The sequence below is a fragment of the Kiloniella sp. genome (assembly GCF_048270245.1).
GTDB lineage: Bacteria > Pseudomonadota > Alphaproteobacteria > Kiloniellales > Kiloniellaceae > Kiloniella.
This window is the reverse complement of sequence record NZ_JBLWTH010000011.1, coordinates 55,137-74,228: the sequence shown is the minus strand read 5'-3', so window position 1 is coordinate 74,228 and position 19,092 is coordinate 55,137. Positions and strand designations below refer to the sequence as shown.

At 46.5% G+C, this 19,092-nt stretch carries 14 protein-coding genes; 5 read left to right on the top strand and 9 right to left on the bottom strand.

What is annotated here, in order from left to right; genetic code table 11:
- Positions 1–439 precede the first annotated feature (439 nt).
- The 5 genes from scpA to rpmB all read left to right on the top strand — a co-directional run bounded on the left by scpA (position 440) and on the right by rpmB (position 8,403).
- A complete protein-coding gene (gene scpA / locus ACN0W5_RS18475) occupies positions 440–2,584 on the top strand; it encodes a methylmalonyl-CoA mutase (protein ID WP_417455551.1) in 2,145 nt (714 codons plus the stop codon).
- Between the two features lie 120 nt (positions 2,585–2,704).
- Positions 2,705–5,068, top strand: coding sequence for a hypothetical protein (locus tag ACN0W5_RS18470; RefSeq protein WP_417455550.1), 2,364 nt, complete (start codon positions 2,705–2,707; stop codon positions 5,066–5,068).
- Between the two features lie 6 nt (positions 5,069–5,074).
- Entirely contained in the window at positions 5,075–6,934 is a 1,860-nt protein-coding gene (locus ACN0W5_RS18465) for an ABCB family ABC transporter ATP-binding protein/permease (RefSeq protein ID WP_417455549.1), read from the top strand.
- A 13-nt stretch (positions 6,935–6,947) separates the two neighbouring features.
- Entirely contained in the window at positions 6,948–7,937 is a 990-nt protein-coding gene (meaB, locus tag ACN0W5_RS18460) for a methylmalonyl Co-A mutase-associated GTPase MeaB (RefSeq protein WP_417455548.1), read from the top strand.
- A 169-nt stretch (positions 7,938–8,106) separates the two neighbouring features.
- On the top strand, positions 8,107–8,403 hold the full coding sequence (rpmB, locus tag ACN0W5_RS18455; RefSeq protein ID WP_085902858.1) for a 50S ribosomal protein L28: 297 nt from the start codon (positions 8,107–8,109) through the stop codon (positions 8,401–8,403).
- On the opposite strand, the gene ACN0W5_RS18450 is transcribed toward rpmB, so the two are convergent.
- The 9 genes from ACN0W5_RS18450 to cobS form a co-directional block, all read right to left on the bottom strand.
- A complete protein-coding gene (locus tag ACN0W5_RS18450) occupies positions 8,370–9,506 on the bottom strand; it encodes an esterase-like activity of phytase family protein (protein WP_417455547.1) in 1,137 nt (378 codons plus the stop codon). The genes rpmB and ACN0W5_RS18450 overlap by 34 nt on opposite strands.
- 120 nt (positions 9,507–9,626) lie before the next feature.
- Positions 9,627–10,418 (bottom strand): heme ABC transporter ATP-binding protein, encoded by a 792-nt coding sequence (locus tag ACN0W5_RS18445; RefSeq protein WP_417455546.1) that lies wholly within the window; start codon positions 10,416–10,418, stop codon positions 9,627–9,629.
- Positions 10,415–11,419, bottom strand: coding sequence for a FecCD family ABC transporter permease (locus ACN0W5_RS18440; RefSeq protein ID WP_417455591.1), 1,005 nt, complete (start codon positions 11,417–11,419; stop codon positions 10,415–10,417). Before ACN0W5_RS18440 ends, ACN0W5_RS18445 begins: the two co-directional genes overlap by 4 nt.
- A gap of 88 nt (positions 11,420–11,507) precedes the next feature.
- Positions 11,508–12,407: a heme/hemin ABC transporter substrate-binding protein gene (locus ACN0W5_RS18435; protein WP_417455545.1), complete on the bottom strand. Its 900-nt coding sequence runs from the start codon at positions 12,405–12,407 to the stop codon at positions 11,508–11,510.
- Between the two features lie 22 nt (positions 12,408–12,429).
- Complete coding sequence (locus ACN0W5_RS18430; RefSeq protein ID WP_417455544.1) at positions 12,430–13,506, bottom strand: hemin-degrading factor; 1,077 nt, start codon at positions 13,504–13,506, stop codon at positions 12,430–12,432.
- Positions 13,507–13,643: 137 nt separating this feature from the next.
- The gene (locus ACN0W5_RS18425; protein WP_417455543.1) at positions 13,644–15,698 is read right to left on the bottom strand and encodes a TonB-dependent hemoglobin/transferrin/lactoferrin family receptor; all 2,055 of its coding nucleotides are present in this window, start codon (positions 15,696–15,698) and stop codon (positions 13,644–13,646) included.
- A gap of 128 nt (positions 15,699–15,826) precedes the next feature.
- The gene (gene hemP / locus ACN0W5_RS18420) at positions 15,827–15,946 is read right to left on the bottom strand and encodes a hemin uptake protein HemP (protein ID WP_417455590.1); all 120 of its coding nucleotides are present in this window, start codon (positions 15,944–15,946) and stop codon (positions 15,827–15,829) included.
- A gap of 226 nt (positions 15,947–16,172) precedes the next feature.
- Positions 16,173–18,023, bottom strand: coding sequence for a cobaltochelatase subunit CobT (gene cobT / locus ACN0W5_RS18415; RefSeq protein ID WP_417455542.1), 1,851 nt, complete (start codon positions 18,021–18,023; stop codon positions 16,173–16,175).
- Between the two features lie 32 nt (positions 18,024–18,055).
- On the bottom strand, positions 18,056–19,051 hold the full coding sequence (gene cobS / locus ACN0W5_RS18410; protein ID WP_299376987.1) for a cobaltochelatase subunit CobS: 996 nt from the start codon (positions 19,049–19,051) through the stop codon (positions 18,056–18,058).
- Between the last annotated feature and the right edge of the window lie 41 nt (positions 19,052–19,092).

The window sequence follows — 19,092 nt, the reverse complement described above, 5'->3', positions numbered from 1 at the left end:
AACAGCCTAGGCATTTGTATGTGGCAATTCTAGGAAACTCGCAGCGGGAAAAACTATCATCGTTATACAATAGCAGGGCTGTTGTGTGGAGCAATCGAGGCATTGGGTTTCTTTTGTATTTCTATCATTTCCCGGTTCTTGTTTTCCGTAGTTGCATGGAGAAGAAGGTATACCGCTGCAAGGGTGATTTCTATCGAAGATTTCGTGTAAAAATTTTTACATCTGCAATTTTACTGAATTGGCTCTGCTTTATTAGGCTTCTTACAGAGCATAGACTTGCCTTGAAAAAACTGGTTATATTGCGCTGCAAAAAAGATTCTGTTTTAGGGTCGTCTATCCGTAAGACGAAAAGACCCGATAACGTGAACAGTTACAATAATAAAGACTGGCATAATAATAAAAGCCGGGGCGAGATCCTGAAAACTAGGAGGGGCGTTGAATGTCTGATTTTCCCAAAAAAACAATCGCGGACTGGGAAGGACTTGTTGAGAAAGAACTTCGCGGTAAGCAAAGCGATAGCCTGAATTGGGAAACTCCCGAAGGTATTGTGGTAAAGCCAATCTATACGGAAGAAGATCTTGAAGATCTGGATACCGTGGGAACCTTACCGGGCTTTGCTCCTTTCTTGCGTGGTCCCCGGGGCAGTATGTACGCGGCGCGTCCGTGGACGGTGCGTCAGTATGCAGGCTTTTCTACTGCTGAAGAGTCCAATGCTTTTTATCGACGGAATCTTGCCGCAGGACAAAAGGGGCTGTCTGTTGCTTTCGATTTGGCAACGCACAGAGGGTATGATTCTGATCATCCGCGTGTGGTTGGGGATGTTGGTAAAGCTGGCGTTGCGATTGATTCTGTTGAGGATATGAAAATCCTTTTTGACGGTATTCCGCTGGATCAAATGTCTGTTTCCATGACAATGAACGGTGCCGTGTTGCCGGTGTTGGCTGGCTATATTGTTGCTGCTGAAGAACAGGGTGTTAAGCCGGAACAACTCTCGGGAACAATTCAGAATGATGTTCTCAAAGAATTTATGGTGCGAAATACCTATATTTTCCCGCCGACGCCTTCTATGCGGATTGTTTCTGATATTATCGGTTACACGGCTAAAAATATGCCACGCTTCAATTCAATTTCTATTTCCGGTTATCACATGCAGGAAGCGGGCTCTACCTGTGTACAGGAGCTTGCTTTTACGATTGCAGACGGCCTTGAGTATGTACGTACCGCGATCTCAAAAGGTCTGGACGTAGATGCTTTTGCACCACGACTTAGTTTTTTCTTCGCGATTGGCATGAACTTTTTTATGGAAGCGTCAAAGCTTCGGGCTGCACGTTTCCTGTGGTCGCATTATATGAAAAAGATGTTTGATCCTAAGGATGTTAAATCCTTGATGCTCCGAACGCACTGTCAAACATCTGGCGTCTCTTTGACCGAGCAGGATCCCTATAACAACGTTATTCGTACAACTGTTGAAGCCATGGCCGCAGCTTTGGGCGGAACGCAATCCCTTCATACTAACGCTTTGGACGAAGCGGTAGGTTTGCCCACTGATTTCTCTGCGAGAATAGCGCGTAATACACAGCTGATATTACAAGAAGAGACAGGTATCACTAAGGTCGTAGACCCCCTTGCTGGAAGCTATTACGTGGAAAGTCTGACTGCGAGCTTGATTGAAGAAGCGCGTAAAATTATCGACGAAGTTGAAGAAATCGGCGGGATGACCAAGGCGGTTGAATCCGGCATGCCTAAATTACGGATTGAAGAGTCTGCGGCGAAGAAACAGGCGCGGATTGATCGTGGTGAAGAGACTGTCGTTGGCGTTAATAAATATCGCCTTGAAAAAGAAGACGATCTTGATGTCCTTAATATTGATAATACGGCGGTTCGGGAACAGCAGATTCAACGCTTGAATGAAATTCGCAAGACACGTGATAGTAAAGCCTGTGATGAAGCTCTTGCTGCGTTAACCAAAGCGGCAGAAGATGGTTCTGGTAATTTGCTTGATTTGGCTGTTCAGGCGACGAGATTACGGGCAACAGTTGGCGAGATTTCTGATGCACTGGAAAAGGTGTATGGTCGTCATCGTGCAGTAAACAGGAGTATATCTGGGGTGTATGGATCTGCGTATGACGGCGATGATGATTTTGCCCGTATTCAGGGCGAGGTAGAAGCTTTTGCTGAACAGGAAGGTCGCCGCCCCAGAATGCTTGTCGTGAAGCTGGGACAGGATGGACATGATCGCGGCGCAAAAGTCATTGCAACGGCTTTTGCGGATATTGGCTTTGATGTTGATGTCGGTCCCCTTTTCCAGACACCGGAAGAAGGTGCGCAACAGGCCATTGAAAATGATGTCCATGTTGTTGGTATCTCGACACAGGCCGCTGGCCATAAAACGCTGGTGCCGCAATTGATCGCCGAGCTTAAGCGTCAAAAGGCCGATGATATTCTTGTTATTTGTGGCGGTGTTATCCCCGCGCAAGATTATGATGCCTTGAAGCAAGCGGGTGTTTCTGCGGTTTATGGACCGGGGAGTAATATCCCCTTGGCGGCGCAGGAAATCATCGGTTTATTGAACAAAAGAAGCTAACTGATAAAAAAATGTCCAAGAAGGCCCTGATCTTAATGGTCTTTCTTGGACTATAGGACTTTCCTGCCGTAGTATCTCTCTCAGTCGATCGTAAATCGTGATTAAACAGGGAGTGAGGGGATGTCAGGTCATACCTGGATCACAAGAATTTTGGCGCTGTTCGGGGTGGCAGCATCAGGGGCATGGCTGTGGGTTTGTTATCAGTATTTTAAGAACCAGGTTGGTCTGGATGTGATTGAAAGCATGGTGCCTCAGGAACAGGGGCAGGTGCTTGCTGGTATCACGCTGCCACTTGTTCTCTTGTGGGCGATACTTCTTTTTATCCTCAGGGGGGCTGCGCTTTCCAATGAAACGCGCAAGCTTCTGGATAAGCTGGATAAGCTAACCTATCCCGATGACGAAGAGAATACCCGCGTTAAAGACATTACACGCCAGTTACAAGAACAGGCTGAAAGCCTGAATAGCGCGTCGGGTGAAGTCGAAAAACGTTTGAGCGGTCTGATTAGCGCATTTAAAGAGCAAACAAAGCAGCTTACGGGCGCCGCGATCCGGGCCTCTTCTCAGACCGAACAGATTCAAGAAACGCTTGTTACACAACAAAGCTCACTTGAAGACGTCCACAATTCAATTCATTCCAGCCTTGAAAATGCGCGAGAAGCAGTGAAAGAACAGGTTACTGCCCTTGAAAGTTCTGGAGTTCGCAGTGAAGTTATGGCTGAGACGATCAGCAAGACATTGCGTGACTCCGTCGATGTTTTGGACGAGGCGGTGGAACGCACAATCGGTCGAACTGAAGATGCCAGTGAAATGTTAAAACAGCAGGCAGAAGACATGGCCGCGGCGGGTACAACAGCAGAAGTCTGTGGCGAAACCATGCGCGAAAGCCTGAAGCAAGATCTCGAAACCCTGAAACTAGTTCAGGATACGATTGATACGGAAGGCGAAAAATTCAAAGGCTTGATCAAAGATCGCATCGGCGACGTTGAGCTGCTACTCGAAGGTGCGGGTGCTAAAGTTTCAGAACTCGGCGAGAGATTGTCTGGCGAGAATCAGGCCATGGAACAACTGGTTGCTGAAATCGGGTATAAAGCTGTCTCGTTGTCAGATGCCATGCGTAAAGATGCGGAAGAGGTTCGAGAGCTTTTTGCTGACGTTGCTTTGCGTGCGGGGGAAATGAATGAACGCTTTAGAGTACAAGCGGGCGAGCTTGATAAAAGCGGTAAGGAAGTTGCCGATAACCTGACGCAGGTAACAAAAGATTTAGGCGAAGCGGTTTCTTTGGCTGGCCGGGAAGAAGCTTCTCGACTGACAGAGGCAACGGCACAGGCACAGGATATTTTGGTGGCTTCGGCGGAAAAGATCCGTCCGGGGATTGCGAGTTTGGAAGAATCTTCTGAACGTCTCAGCGATCTTGCCGATGTTGTGATGGGCGGCTTGAGCGAGCACACTCGTGAAATCGGACAAGTAAGTAAAAGTGCGCAAGAGAATGTCGAAGAAGCATCAAAAGCGCTTAAGGATCAAACAAGGCTTATGGAACTTGCCGCTGATAAGGCGGTGCGCCATACCACAGAAGTGGCCAAGGTCTTCCAGCTTCAAACGCTTGCCCTTGCTGATGGATCTAGTGCGGCTAATCAGGCTGTGCAGGATCTCCGCCATGGTGTACACGAAGAATTGGATGCCTATAAGACATTGTCAGACGACTTTAACGCGCTTTTGGAAGATGTCCGGACGTCGCTGGATGCCCGTACTGAAGCATTGAGTAAAGCGTCAGATGAATCCCGGCAAACTGCAGACAGCTTGAGAGGTCATGTTGATCAACAACGAGAAAAACTTTCTCAACTGGCCGAAGAGTCGCTAAAGCAGGTAGAAGATATCGGGGTTCGCGCTGAAAAGGCTGCGTCCAGTTTGAAAAATTCAGCAGATGGTGCACTTAAAAGCGCAGAGAAATTGAGTGAGACATTCTCGCAAGATAGTAACAAAGTTACGGAGTTGCATGGCAAGGTCTCATCCCTTGCAGATGCTTTTGGGCAACAGGCGCGTGATTTAGCCCATGCTTCGGAAGAAGCAACACGTCAGGCCCTGAAATTACGGGAAGACCGTTCTGCGAACAAGCGGGATGCATTCTTGCGCGGCGCGACAATTCTTATTGATGATCTCAATTCTTCGGCCATTGATTTGAATAAAATTTTGGACGAGGACTTGCCTGAAGAATATTGGAAACGATATCACAAGGGGGACCGTTCTATTTTTGCACGGTCCATTCTAAAGAAAAAAGATCTTTACGATACACGTGAAGTTAAACGTTATTTTGAGACAAATCAGACCTTTAGAAATCAGGTGAACCGCTATCTGGATCAGTTTGATAACCTGATGTCTCAGGCCCGTGAATGCGATAGCGAAGACGTTCTTTCTGCAACATTTATGACTGCAGATGTTGGAAAACTCTATGTTCTTCTCGCGCGTTCTCTCGGTCGTATGGAGTGATGATATATGCGCCGGATGCGTGAAGATGTTCCTAAGTCAGAGGGCGAGAACAGTCAGCTGGATACTCTAAAGACGCTGCTGCCCTATTTTTGGCCAGTTGGCCGTTTTGATCTCAAAGCTCGGATTATCTTCTGCTTTGCGCTTCTTATTTTTGCAAAACTTACAAATGTATCTGTACCCTATATTCTTAGGGGGGCGGTGGATGCGTTGAGTATAGATGACCCAACGTTGCTCGTTGTCCCGCTTGGCCTTTTGATCGCTTATGGTACGGCCAGGGTCGGCGCAATCGCGTTTGACAACATTCGTGAGGGATTATTTGCCAAGGTTGTGCAAAATGCCATTCGCAGTGTTGCGCTGGTTACCTTCCGACATTTGCATTCACTTTCCTTGCGCTTTCATATTGAACGTAGAACCGGGGGGGTAACCCGCGCGATTGATCGGGGAACCAAGGGGATTGAGTTTATGCTCACCTTCTTGATGTTCAATGTTATCCCGACTCTCATTGAAATCACGGTTGTTTGTATTCTGCTGTGGTTTTTGTTTGACTGGCGCTTTGCGGTTGTTCCGCTTGTGACAATTCTAGCATATATATTCCTGACACTCCGCATTACGGAATGGCGCATTACACTACGCCGGGATATGAATGCGGCTGATAATGATGCCAACACCAAAGCTGTTGATAGCCTTTTGAATTTTGAAACAGTTAAATATTTTGGCAATGAAGAACATGAAGCCAAACGTTATGACCGGGGCCTAGCTGCGTATGAGCATGCAGCTATTCGTAGTCGGACAAGTCTTTCCAGCCTAAATATTGTCCAGTCTGGGATTATTTCGCTCGGGGCTAGTTTAATGATGATCATGTCTGCCTATGGTGTCGTAAATGGTGCGATGACGGTTGGCGACTTTGTAATGGTCAACGCCTATCTGTTACAGCTTGCAATGCCATTGAATTTTTTGGGCTTTGTTTATCGAGAAATCCGTCAGGCGCTTATCGATATGCATACAATGTTCGAATTGCTCCATAAGGATCTTGAAATCAAAGATGAGCCGGATGCCAAAGGCCTGACGGTCAATGGTGCAGAGATTCAATTTAAAGACTGTCATTTTGGGTATGACGAACGACGCCCTATTCTAAAAGGCGTTAGTTTCACGGTTCCAGCAGGTAAAAAACTGGCCATTGTGGGGTCTAGTGGCGCAGGTAAGTCAACGATTAGTCGCCTTCTTTTTCGGTTTTATGATCTGGATGCGGGTGAGGTCCTAATCGATGGGCAAAATATTGCCAAAGTGAAGCAGGGGTCACTTCGTCAGGCCATTGGTATTGTCCCGCAAGACACCGTGCTTTTTAACGATACGATCCTTTATAACATCGCCTATGGACGCCCGGATGCTACGCGTGAAGAAGTCGAAGAGGCTGCAAAATTAGCTAAAATTCATGACTTTGTATTGTCATTGCCGGATGGGTACGATTCCATTGTCGGAGAGCGAGGACTGAAACTGTCAGGTGGGGAAAAGCAACGTGTTGCCATTGCTAGAACAGTTCTCAAAAATCCGTCAATCATGTTGTTTGATGAGGCAACTTCTGCATTGGATAGCCGCACAGAACAGGAAATTCAGGCCAGTCTTAATGATGTATCCAAGGATAGAACAACGCTGGTCATTGCCCACCGTCTTTCCACCGTTGTCGATGCCGATGAAATTATTGTCCTTGAACAGGGGCAGATAGAAGAGCGTGGGACCCATAGTGATCTCCTTAAAAAAGAAGGTCACTACGCTGAAATGTGGCGCCGACAATTGGAAGTGGCCCAGAAGGTTGCTGAGGTTGAAAAGGTCGCCGGACAAGATGATGCGGTTGGCGAGATAGTATAGGTAAAGCGGCATTATGACGAAAGATAACGATAAGATCGGGAAACTGGTTGCTGGGATTGCTGATGGACAGCGGCGTGCTTTGGCACAAGCAATTACGCTGATTGAATCAACCCGTGCAGATCACCGGGAAGATGCGGATCTTTTGTTAGAAAAAATCTTGCCGATGAGTGGTAAATCTATCCGGATTGGTATTTCCGGCGTTCCTGGCGTTGGTAAATCCACTTTTATCGAAGCTTTCGGCATGCACTTGATTGATAAAGGCTTTCGTGTTGCCGTTTTGGCTATTGATCCATCGTCACAGCGAACAGGTGGTTCGATTCTCGGCGACAAAACCAGGATGGAGATCTTATCTAGGCAAGAGGCAGCCTTTATTCGCCCTTCCCCGGCTGGTGCGACGCTGGGGGGCGTTGCGCGTAGAACCCGTGAAGCGATGTTGCTATGTGAAGCATCGGGCTTTGATGTCATTCTGGTTGAAACCGTAGGCGTAGGGCAATCAGAAACAACCGTTTCAGAGATGGTTGATATGTTCCTGCTTTTGTTGCTGCCAAGCGGAGGTGACGAACTACAGGGCATTAAAAAAGGGATTATGGAGTTGGCTGACATGGTTGTCGTCAACAAAGCTGATGGAGATCTTGCGCCAGCAGCAAATCGGGCCGCCGCAGAATATCATGCGGCTTTGGGGTTAATGCGTCCGTCCAGTCCCAATTGGAAGCCTCGGGTTAAGAAGTGTTCTGCATTGCATGATGAAGGCATTGATGAGATTTGGGCAGGGATAGAGGAATTTAGAACCAAGCTTTGGGAAAGCAACGAGATCCCGGATAAGAGGGTTAAGCAGGCTGTTTCCTGGATGTGGAGTGAGATTAAGGAATCTCTGGTTCTCGCGTTTAAGGATAAGCCTGAGATTGATAAGGCCCTTAAAAAGGTGGAATCCGACGTGATCTCGGGTAAGATGGCGCCAGCTACGGCCGCGAGAAAGCTACTCAATATATTTCTCAAGGTCTGAGGTGGGGCAATAAAACGCTGTAAACGTGACGTTTTTACAGATTCGTTACGAATCTTTACGTGAATTGTGCTTTTATCTTGACCCTTGGGCGGTGGTGTCCTAAAACTCGCGCCGAGCCGACGTATCGGCATTAGATTTTTATTTTCATCGAGTTTACGGGATTAGAACCATGGCACGCCGTTGTGACTTTACCGGCAAAGAGGTACAGACTGGCAACAATGTGAGCCACGCTAAGAATAGAACACGGCGTCGCTTCTTGCCAAATCTTCAAAAGACTTCGATGTTGAGCGATGCTCTAGGTCAGACTGTTCAGTTCCGTCTGAGCACTGCAGCTATCCGCACCATCGAAAAGCGTGGTGGTCTTGACGCATTTTTGCTGTCAACATCATCTGAAAAACTGGGCAAAAAAGCTCGGGAAATGAAAAAGCGCGTTCAGAAAGCTTTGGTTTCTAAAGCAGCTGAATAAGAAGTCTTATTCTTAGAACAGCCCGCTGTGCTTTGGCCAGCGGGCTTTCTTTGTTTTTGCAATTCAAACATCAGCAATAATGTATCCTGCGCAAAGCTTAGATTGTCATCAGATAAAAGATAGATCAGAGTTTCGCCGTTAGGACCGATCCGGCTACTGATACCTTCCATGTTATCGATGGATTGTGAGCCTTCGAATGTTGCAAGAACACTTCCCTGCATCACGTAACCCGGCATGGATAATGCTGTTTGAATTTCTAATGCTGGAAAAAATCGTAGGCTGCTCTTGAACCCTTCCCAAAAAGAAAACTCTCGTTCCAGCAAGAGTAAATCGCCCTCTGCTGTGCTACTTAAGCCTGTGGGCAGATAATTACTGTTCGGTTTCAGATAAAGCTTGTCCCAACTCCCTTGGTGCCAGAGATACGCTTCTATGACGCTCTCTTGTGAGGGTATTGTCGTGGCTGGTGGAGTAGTCGTTCGCTCTGGAATTGCCAAAAGGCAATCACCAGCTAACCACGTAAGAGCTTCAATCCCTCGGTTACTCGACGCGATATCAGTGAATTCGCTTGGAAGGGGGATAGCGCCGATGGTCGTGGTTAAGGGAGCCGAATACTCGAGAATTCGGTGATCTCGTTCAAAACTTACAAAAATTGCTCCATTATCAGCCAGAGCGATTGATTCGCTATCCCGATCTTTTTTTCGAATCAGGCTTTGCCCTTGGCTCCCTTTCATAGTGGAGAGTAATCCATTTGTAAGGGACAGAAGGTTGCCATTTGGGGCGTAATTTAAACGCCCTGTAAACCAAAGGCCTTTATCACCGATTGCTAGGATAGATCGTCCATCTGGGGAAACTTCAAGCCCCGACAAACCGCCAAAGCGTTTATGGGGGGAGCTGATTTTAATACCACCACGCCAATAGAGAGATGGTGCTTCTTTAATCTCTGGTTCTCGGATAGCGAACTGTTGATTGGGCACCGGGACGGCTTTGATCGTGAGAGGGATTTTGGCAGCCTCTATGACTTCCAGATTTCTGTCCATATAGGCTGTATATCCCAACAAGCTGATGGCGATTACGGCTATGATAAATAGGGCTCTGATAATCATGTTTGTCTTTGCGCTACCTTTCCTAGGTTCGTAAGAATTATTAAACATTCTTTATGAACTTAGGGTGAATAGGCTGTGACTTTTGTAAGGCAAGTTATCTTTTCTTATTCAGAAGAAAGCTCAGACTGAGGAAAGGAAAACCGGCGTCGAAGAGGTTATGTCCAAAGATCTTGATATATTACAACTGAAAATATCAGATAAAAGTTCGGGGTCCATGACTTCAAGCGTAGGGCCGCTAGATATTAAAGTGCCGTTAGAAATGATCGCAATGAAATCACAATATTGAGCAGCTTGATTTAGATCGTGGAGAATGGCAAGCCCGGCTGTGTTTCGCTCTTTGCACTGTTTCCTTGCTGCCGCTAAAACCGCGTGTTGATGGGCGATGTCTAGCCCAGCGGTTGGCTCGTCCAGTAACAGAAATTTTGATTCTGTATCTCCGGTTAATCCGATGCTCTGGGTTAAGGCTCTGGCAAGTTGGACGCGTTGTTTTTCCCCACCCGACAATACAGGGTAAAGGCGATCAGCGAGGTGTTTTATATCGGTCAAGCTCATGGCTTTTTCGACAGCGAGCCTGTTGATAAAAGGTGAGCATAACTTTTCATATGGCCAACGACCCATGCCAACGACATCGCGTGCAGAAAAAGGAAAAGCCAACTGTGATGCCTGTGGCATAACGGCACGCCGCCTGGCGAGGTCAATACTCTCCCATTTCTGAAGGGGGCTATCATCAAGGGTAATCGTACCATTGGTCGGTGTAAGATCACCAGATAGAACCTTGAGAAGGGTGGATTTTCCCGCACCATTAGGGCCCAGAATACCCAAGAGTTTTCCGGGAGTAAGTTCGAGTGAAACATCTTCTAGTAATTTAGTTGAATTGATTTTTACGTCAATGGCGGTTGCTTTGAGTGTCACATGCGTCTCTTTTTGAATTCACGGAACAGAAGGGCGAAGAAGAAAGGGCCGCCAATAAAGCTTGTGACCAGTCCTATGGGAAGCTCCGCAGGTAAAACAATAATTCGGGCAATGGTGTCGGCAATCACAATAAGATTGGCCCCAATCAGGGCCGCAGCTGGTAAAACAAAACGGTTATCCGCGCCACCAATCAAACGGGATAGGTGCGGGGCTATCAAGCCGATGAAGCCAATCATGCCCGCCGCAGCAACCGCAGCCCCCGTGGCACAGGCCGCAGCAATCGCTGCCTGTTGTTTGATGCGTTCTGTCGGGATGCCCAGATGATGAGCTTCTGCTTCGCCCAATAAGAAGAGATTAAGGGGGCTGGAGAGTTTAAGCAAAAAGAGCGAGGCAATAATCATGACCGAAATGGAAGGCCATGCTGTTTGTCCTGCACCAGCCAGACTTCCCATGGACCAAAAGGTTAGAGATCTGAGTTCGGTATCATCGGCTAAGTAAGTTAGTAGTCCGATAAGAGAGCCAACAATGGCATTTATTGCAATGCCCATCAGCACCATCATGGCGACATCAGTAAGGCCATCGCGTCTGGATAGATGGTAAATCAAAGCAGTCGTTAACAAGCTTCCGGCAAAGGCGGCAATAGGAAGCGCAAAATTACGGGTTAGCTCTAAGAAAGCTGTAAAGTAGGTGTCGCCCAATACGATTACGCAAACCACGGCCAAGGCTGCGCCCGAAGAAACACCGATTAAACCGGGATCAGCTAGAGGGTTCCGGAATAAGCTTTGCAAAACGGCTCCGGAAAGTCCCAGAGATGCACCAATAATAAGTCCAAGAATAATTCTGGGAAGGCGAATTGATTCAATTACCAGTGTCTGATGCAATTCCAATTTGCTTTCGCTCAGGCCAATATAAGAAGCAAAGTGTTCAATATTTGATAGGGAAGAAATTGCCACGCCCCCGATCCCCAGCGATATGATGGAAGACAGGATAAGCGCGAACAAAAGGCCTCCCAAAATATAGTAAGGCTTTTTAATACTTCTTTGCTGACGGCGGGCGGATGTTTCTGTCAGAGTCTGGGCCATTGTCTGTTCAGGGTGTCTGTTGTTTGATTTGAGCTGACAAAGTTTTTACTGCATCTATGGTGCGTGGTCCCAAGCCAAAGAGAAGCGTACCGTCCAGTGTTACGATGCGGCCCTTTTGTACGGCGGATAATTTGCCCAAAAGTGGATCAGTGGCTAAGGCTTCTATACCACCACTATTTGCCAAGGATCTTTTCGACATTAAAATATAATCGGGGTTATTCCCGAGAATGTATTCACTGGCCAAGGGCTTAAAGCTTTCCAAATCCGATGCGATATTTTTAGCACCTGAATAGGTAATGATTGCATCAATGGCGGTGTTTCTCCCGGCTGTCATAGGGCCGCCATGGCCTGTGTTTAAAAGGAAAAGAACTGTTGGCTTTTCCTTTTCCGTATCAACAGCAGAAAGTTGTTTTTGTAGTTGAGTTGAAATCTGTGAGCTGAGTGTTTTCCCCAACTCTTGGCGATCCGTATGTGCTGCGATCAGTTCAATGCCTGTTACTATTGATGCGGTATTTACAAGTTCTGGTATTTTAACGACTTTGATCCCCGCGGCTTGAATGGTTTCGAGTACATATGCCGGACCTGATCCCTCTAACGCGAGGATTAAATCAGGCTTTAGGCTTAAGAGGCCTTCGGCTGAAAGTTGTCGTAAATAGCCGACTTTTGGTAATGCGACAGCTGCTGCAGGGTATTTGCTGGTGGTATCCGTTGCGGCAACTTTATTTCCTGCTTCAAGGGCATAGACAATCTCAGTTACAGGTCCCCCTAAGGTGATTATTCGTTGAGCATTAGCATTTGCCTGTTTATTGAGTACCATGATTAAGGCAAAGGCCAAGCATATGGCGATTGCTTTATAAAGCTTAGGCAAGCAAGTAAGGTTAAAAGACATCGGTGTATCAGGGATCATTTTTTCGACTTTTCTTAGATCATTACTCTGCTGCAGCAGAAACAGTGTCGTGTCGAACCAAACTTTCGAGCATGTTTTGCCAAGCGATATTTTCCGGTTGCCCCATTTCACGTTCTCCACAAAGCAAAGCAAAGCTTTCTTGTTTGTCGTTGAAAACTTCAAGGGTCGTGATGATGCCGTCTTTGGTTGGTTTTCTGACGAGCCAAATTTCTGCAATGTGATCTTGTCTGAGGTGGAGGTTGAATCCTGGGTCCAGTATGTTGATCCATGGGCCCATCTCTTTAACTTTTTCAATGTGCCCAGTGTGGATTTGTATGCATCCTTTGTTCCCAACAAAGACCATGATAGAAATTTTATTGGCAACGGACTGTTCCAAAACATTTTTGAGAGCCTCAGGCATTAGCTTTTCGGCGAATTCCTTGCCAATTAATCTAAAGCTTTGATGGCGGTCGCAATTATGCTTTCTCAATAGACCGTGGAATTGGTGCACATCCTTGAGAGCAGCCCATTCGTTTTTAAGGGCTTCAATATTGATCGTGTTATCAGCCTCGGGTGCATTTTCCGGCTCGTAATTTTCTAACTGAAGTGTTGGCAATTGTTCAGCCGCTTTGTAACGAAAAACAAGTGTTTCATAAGCGGTTTCATCAGAACTTTCGGTCAGGAAAATTTTGTGAATAGCTGTGCCTTCGTGATCAAAGAATTGAAGGCTTTTCCGTCTGCCTTTGTTGTTATCCGTTGTCACGGCAAAGCCGAAGGCCCATTTCGTTAAAAATAATCTAAGATCAATTTCGCGATTGAGCACAATTCCCATAGGGCCTTTGGCACTAATTTTATCGAAAAGGCCAACTTTTTCATGAACAGCATGTTCATTCCGGGTGATAATTTTAACATCACCAAGAGATCCAAGCTCTTGTACAAGTTGCCCCCAGTCGGCCTCTAGCCGGATGACATTATCACCCACACCCGCCGCCACAACCTCTGCCTCTGTGATATTCATCGCATGGGCGATATCTCGGGCGTAACCTTTAGCTGTGCCAGCGCATAGATCTGCCCAGGCATCTGATGGCGATTTGTATTCAACAGAGAGTGTGTTGTGCATGATAATGCTCCTGATTTTATAACCTTATTTTGACTTAGGTCTCGGTGTGCCTAGTAACTTGTATTTTTAGGCACTTTTGCTTTTGTTGTGGTGGATACTGGTGTGAACTTCTCGATCCATTGTTGGGTATTCCATTACTAGAATTTCAAGCTGGCTGTTACTTTGAAATTACGCCCGGGTTCATCCAGAACAGCCGCGCCGCGTCTGTAATTTTTATCGAGAATATTATCGATACCCGCATTGATTTTCAGGCCAGGGACGTAATCATCGGCATCCCAAGACGTGAAGACATCAAATGTTGCATAGCCGTCAATTGCATCGCTGTCGTCTGGGACGCGATTTTGTTCCCTGACCGCAAGGGCGCGACCGCCAAGATCAAGATTGATGCTCTGAAAGTGATATCCCAGCATTAGGGCTGCTTTATCACCTGCTATACCTGATAATGCTTCAGAGGTATCGGTGTTTTTGCCGCGAATTCTTGAGCCGCTTAAAGAGCCATATACGGTTGGTGTGTCGTAATGGATTTCGGCTTCAAAACCTTGAATACGTGCTTTTGTGACATTGCTGCTGGTTGTTGTTCCGCCTGTAACATCCACATCCAACTCAATAAAATCATCGACATTGTTTCTAAAGTAGGAAACTTTGGCACGCAGAGAATCATCCACCATAAACAGGCCATCCTGTTTGATGTTTGTGCCAATTTCCCAGGTTTTGGCCGTTTCCGGTTTTAAGTTTGGGTTGGCGACAAAAAAGTTGTTCGGAATAGGTCCTCCGCCAGGAAAGTGAAGACCGGATGCGTAAGTTTCTCCTAATGAGGGAGCTCTAAAAGCTTCAGCGTAACTTACATAGGGTTGTAAGAAGGGAAGAACTTTGTAGCTGATGGCAAAACGAGGAGATGTTGCTGTCTCTTCTGAATTTTCTTGTCCATCTGCTTCGAGAGAATAAGAATCATATCGAAGTCCCGCAGTGAGTTCTAGATTTTCAAATAGTGTTAAGGTGTTGTCTAGATACACACCATAGATATTACGTTCGGCATCAGGATAACCACCAATCGGCGCACCATTGCTCTCGCCTTCTTGGGTGTCCTGAAAGATTTCCCCGCCGACTGTCACAGCAAGTTCAGCATTTTCATGAAGGTTAAGATAGGATGTGTTGAAGCCTTCTAATCCTATAGTTTCCAAATTTCGTTCTTCATGGCGTCCGTCAGATATTCTGACCTCGTCTATGTCCGTTGTGTCATAGTAAGCCTTGATAGATGTGTCGAACCATTGGTTGTCAGGGTTGTCATAATTGTAATCGAAAACAAAACTGTCTTCTTTACTTTCGCGTTCAACAATAGAAGACGTGCTTAATCCGTCAGGTGTGGCTGGGAGGTTATGATCATCACGATAAAGCCTGTATGAAAGGCCTATACGATGGAAATCAGCGATATCAATGCCGCCTTTGACTAGGCCCGAGGCTAGGTCATCATCGGTGTAGGCTCTTTTCTTGCCATCCCCGGCATCGTAATCATCCGTTTTGCGGCGTGTAACGCTTGCCATAAGATCAATGTTATCTAGCGGGCGTGCATAGCCCGTGATATTACCATGTACTCCGTTATCAACAGAGCTAAAGCCAGTAGAAATCTGAGCACCGTATTTCTCGCCGGCTTCTAAGAAGTCATCAGCACTTTTTGTTTCAAAAGCAACGACACCACCCAAGGCACCTGTGCCATGAATCGTTGATGCGGGGCCACGAAGAACTTCGACCTGTTTCAATAGGGCAGGATCAACAAATAATCCTCCTTTGTGTCCTGCATTGAAGTTTTGGCGTGCTCCGTCAATACGGGTAACAACGCGTTGTCCACCCAACCCGCGAATGGAAGGTTTCATAACAGTATTACGTGTGCCACCTTCTAACTCGACGCTCGGTAAATCCTTTAATAGGTCATGAACTGTTTCGGCTTGTCGGCGTTCAATCTCTTCTTCGGTTACAATAGAAATCGAAGCTGGGCTATCGATCGCCAATTTTTCTGTTCGTGATGCGGTGACAGAAATAGCATCCAGAGTTTGTACTTTGTGCTCACTCGTTGAGGACGGTGTTTCGGTCTTCTTGTTGTTTTCTGTTGTATTGTCTTCGGCCTTAAGGGGCGTGGAGAGTAAAGTCAGGGCAACACTTGCAAGCAAAAGCCCTTTGTAAGATTTATATTGCACAGGTCAGACACCTTATCGAAAAGCAAACCAATTAATGTTGTTTATGAACATTGCTGGCTGGCTGGCTGATATTGTCTTTTAGACAAGGTGGCGAGCTGGCTGGCGTTCTCTACTGCACCGGAGAGACGTTATTTTGTAAGTATCAGTTTATTATTAGAAGTAATACGAAGGCGGTAATCACTACCTTGGTATTCAATGACTATTTCTCGGGTGTTTTGCATCAGTGCTTCAGCAGAAACTCGATGCATTTTGCGAGAAGAATTACCCTGATCATTCACGGGAACGTCTATGGAGGCTCGTATATTTGTGGAGTTATCAGGTGTCATTCATCTTTAACCGATACTGAAAATCATTCGCAACTATTAGTTCTGCTCTTGATAAGTGTCAAGTTTATTTGCGAATAATTCTTAAAAAGAAACCCCGCAAGTTAGATAAAGTCTGCGAGGTTTCGAAAAAGAATCAGTTCATGAAGCGTTATCGCTTGAAATTTTCTAGTGGATTGTCACCACCACGTGGCGTTTCGGCAAAAAGTTCAGCCAATTTTTCCATCATAATGCCACCTAGTTGCTCTGCATCGCTGATGGTGACGGCTCGTTTATAATATCGGGTGACATCATGTCCAATCCCGATCGCTAGAAGTTCCACGGGGGACCGTTTTTCGATGAGATCAATTGCTTCACGCAAATGATCTTCCAGATAGCTGCCGCTATTCACAGATAGAGTGGAATCATCTACGGGAGCACCATCGGAAATAACCATCAAAATTCGTCTGTGCTCTGTTCTGGCGAGTAAACGATTATGTGCCCATAACAGTGCCTCACCATCTATATTTTCTTTTAGGATACCTTCGCGCAGCATTAAGCCGAGATTTTTTCTGGACCGTCGCATAGGGGCATCGGCTTTTTTATAAATAATATGTCGTAGGTCGTTTAATCGTCCTGGATTTCCGGGTTTTCCTTGTTCAATCCAGCGCTCTCGAGATTGTCCACCTTTCCACATTTTTGTAGTAAATCCGAGAATTTCAACTTTGACACCGCACCTTTCCAAGGTTCTGGCAAGTATATCAGCGCTCATTGCTGCGATAGTGATTGGGCGCCCACGCATAGAGCCGGAATTGTCTATCAAGAGAGTTACAACCGTGTCTTTGAACTCGGTATCACTTTCCTGCTTGAAGCTGAGAGAATGCATGGGGTTGGTCACAACACGGGTTAAACGAGCTGTATCAAGTAAACCTTCTTCCAGATTGAATTCCCAGTTTCGGGTTTGTTGAGCCATCAGGCGGCGTTGCAAGCGGTTTGCCAACTTGGATATTACGCCTTGAAGGTGGGAAAGCTGTTTATCCAACAATTCTCTCAGGCGTGAGAGTTCTTCATCTTCGCAAAGGTCCTGCGCTTCGATAATCTCATCAAACTGAGAGGTAAAAGACTTATACCCGTGGACAGCAGAATAGTTGTGGTTTTGATCAAAATCGGGCTGTTGATCGGGAGAGCCAGCAGAATCCTGGCCTTGCCCGTCCATTTGTTCCCCGTCACTTTCACCGCCATCATCCGGGGCACCTTCGGCGTCACCCTGATCACTGCTTTCTGCTTCCATCGGGGCAGATTGTTCCGACGTTTGCTGTTGGTCCTGATCCTCTGACGTATCGTCTAGCTGATCTTGATCATCCTGTTCTTCTGTTTCTGATTCTTCGCTGTCTTCGACATCAAAATCTAGCTGTCCAAGAAGATCTTGCAAGGCGCGGGCAAACTGTGCTTGATCTGTTACATGTTCCCCAAGACTATCCAGTGTCTCGAAAATTTCTTGGCTTAGGTTCGGACGCCAGATTTCAGCAATTTTAGCGGATGTTTTTTCAAGCCGTCTTCCTGTTAGGGCTTCCCGGGCTAGGACAGCCATGGCTTCGTTCAACGGCACATCATCCGATGTAACGGCGTTGCCATACCCCATTTGATCAAGCGTGTCTTCGTGAAGAGCTTCGAGATTTTGGGCAACGCCTTCCATCCGTGACATACCCAGTGCTTCGCACCGGGCCTGTTCAACCGAATCAAAGATAGCGGCAGCCTTACTATCTGACGGTTTTAATTTTTGATGGGTTTTTGTGTCATGGTAACGCAGACGCAACGACGAGGAATCTGCACGTCCCCGAATGCGCTGAACATCATCTGCGGGTAAATCCTTTACAGGTATGGGCAGCCGAAGTTCATCCCCATTCAAACCACGACCATTTGCAGAGAAAACGACACTTAGTTCGCTTTTCTTCGCCATCGCTTTTACAGTGGATGAAGTCGCGCGTTTAAACTGTTCTAAAGGCGTTTCAGCTTTACTCATACCTGTTACTTACCGTCTTGGTCTTCTGTCGATTAGGACGAAGATTTTTCACTGCCATCTACTAATTCACGCCCAAAGCATCTTTGGAAGTACTCAGCCACGAGGGGACGTTCCATTTCATCGCACTTGTTCAAAAAGGTGAGGCGGAACGCAAAATCAATGTTATCAAAGATTTTGGCATTTTCAGCCCACGATAGAACAGTACGAGGACTCATAAGAGTAGATATATCACCGTTGATGAAGCCGCTACGGGTGAGATCTGCTAATGACACCATGTTTGCAATGAGATCACGATCTTCTTCCGTATCGTATTCCGGATGTTTGGCCAGAACGATGCGCATTTCATCTTTGTGCGGAAGATAGTTCAATGTGGAGACGATATTCCATCTGTCCATTTGGCCTTGGTTCAACTGTTGTGTCCCGTGGTAAAGGCCTGTGGTATCGCCGAGGCCAACTGTATTCGCGGTTGAAAACAGTCGGAATGATGAATGTGGAGTGATGACACGGTTCTGATCAAGCAGCGTTAGGCGTCCTTCGACTTCAAGAATACGCTGAATAACAAACATGACATCAGGACGCCCTGCGTCATATTCATCAAAAACCAAAGCGACAGGGCGTTGTAGCGCCCAAGGCATTAAGCCTTCGCGGAATTCAGTAACCTGCTTTCCTTCTTTCAGGACGATGGCGTCTTTGCCGACTAGATCAATACGGCTGATGTGGCTATCGAGATTGACACGAATACAAGGCCAGTTCAAGCGGGATGCGACCTGTTCAATGTGGGTTGATTTACCTGTACCGTGATAACCTTGAATCATCACTCGACGATTAAAAGCAAAACCTGCAAGAAGTGCGAGGGTTGTATCATGATCAAACTGATAGGTAGGATCTTCTTCTGGAACGTATTCGTTACGTGTACTGAATGCAGGTACCTGCATATCACTGTCTATGCCAAAAGCTTCGCGTGCTGAAACTGTTGTATCTGGGCCGCCCATGATCATTTCGCCATGGCCAATTACTTTAGAGGACATCGTTGCATCCATACTTCTGTTAGGGTGTTATCATTTCTCGG

Coding starts and splice junctions, on each gene's coding strand:
- scpA (WP_417455551.1), top strand. CDS start 440: ATGTCTGATTTTCCCAAAAAAACAATCGCGGACTGGGAAGGACTTGTT.
- ACN0W5_RS18470 (WP_417455550.1), top strand. CDS start 2,705: ATGTCAGGTCATACCTGGATCACAAGAATTTTGGCGCTGTTCGGGGTG.
- ACN0W5_RS18465 (WP_417455549.1), top strand. CDS start 5,075: ATGCGCCGGATGCGTGAAGATGTTCCTAAGTCAGAGGGCGAGAACAGT.
- meaB (WP_417455548.1), top strand. CDS start 6,948: ATGACGAAAGATAACGATAAGATCGGGAAACTGGTTGCTGGGATTGCT.
- rpmB (WP_085902858.1), top strand. CDS start 8,107: ATGGCACGCCGTTGTGACTTTACCGGCAAAGAGGTACAGACTGGCAAC.
- ACN0W5_RS18450 (WP_417455547.1), bottom strand. CDS start 9,506: ATGATTATCAGAGCCCTATTTATCATAGCCGTAATCGCCATCAGCTTG.
- ACN0W5_RS18435 (WP_417455545.1), bottom strand. CDS start 12,407: ATGATCCCTGATACACCGATGTCTTTTAACCTTACTTGCTTGCCTAAG.
- ACN0W5_RS18430 (WP_417455544.1), bottom strand. CDS start 13,506: ATGCACAACACACTCTCTGTTGAATACAAATCGCCATCAGATGCCTGG.
- hemP (WP_417455590.1), bottom strand. CDS start 15,946: ATGCATCGAGTTTCTGCTGAAGCACTGATGCAAAACACCCGAGAAATA.
- cobT (WP_417455542.1), bottom strand. CDS start 18,023: ATGAGTAAAGCTGAAACGCCTTTAGAACAGTTTAAACGCGCGACTTCA.
- cobS (WP_299376987.1), bottom strand. CDS start 19,051: ATGTCCTCTAAAGTAATTGGCCATGGCGAAATGATCATGGGCGGCCCA.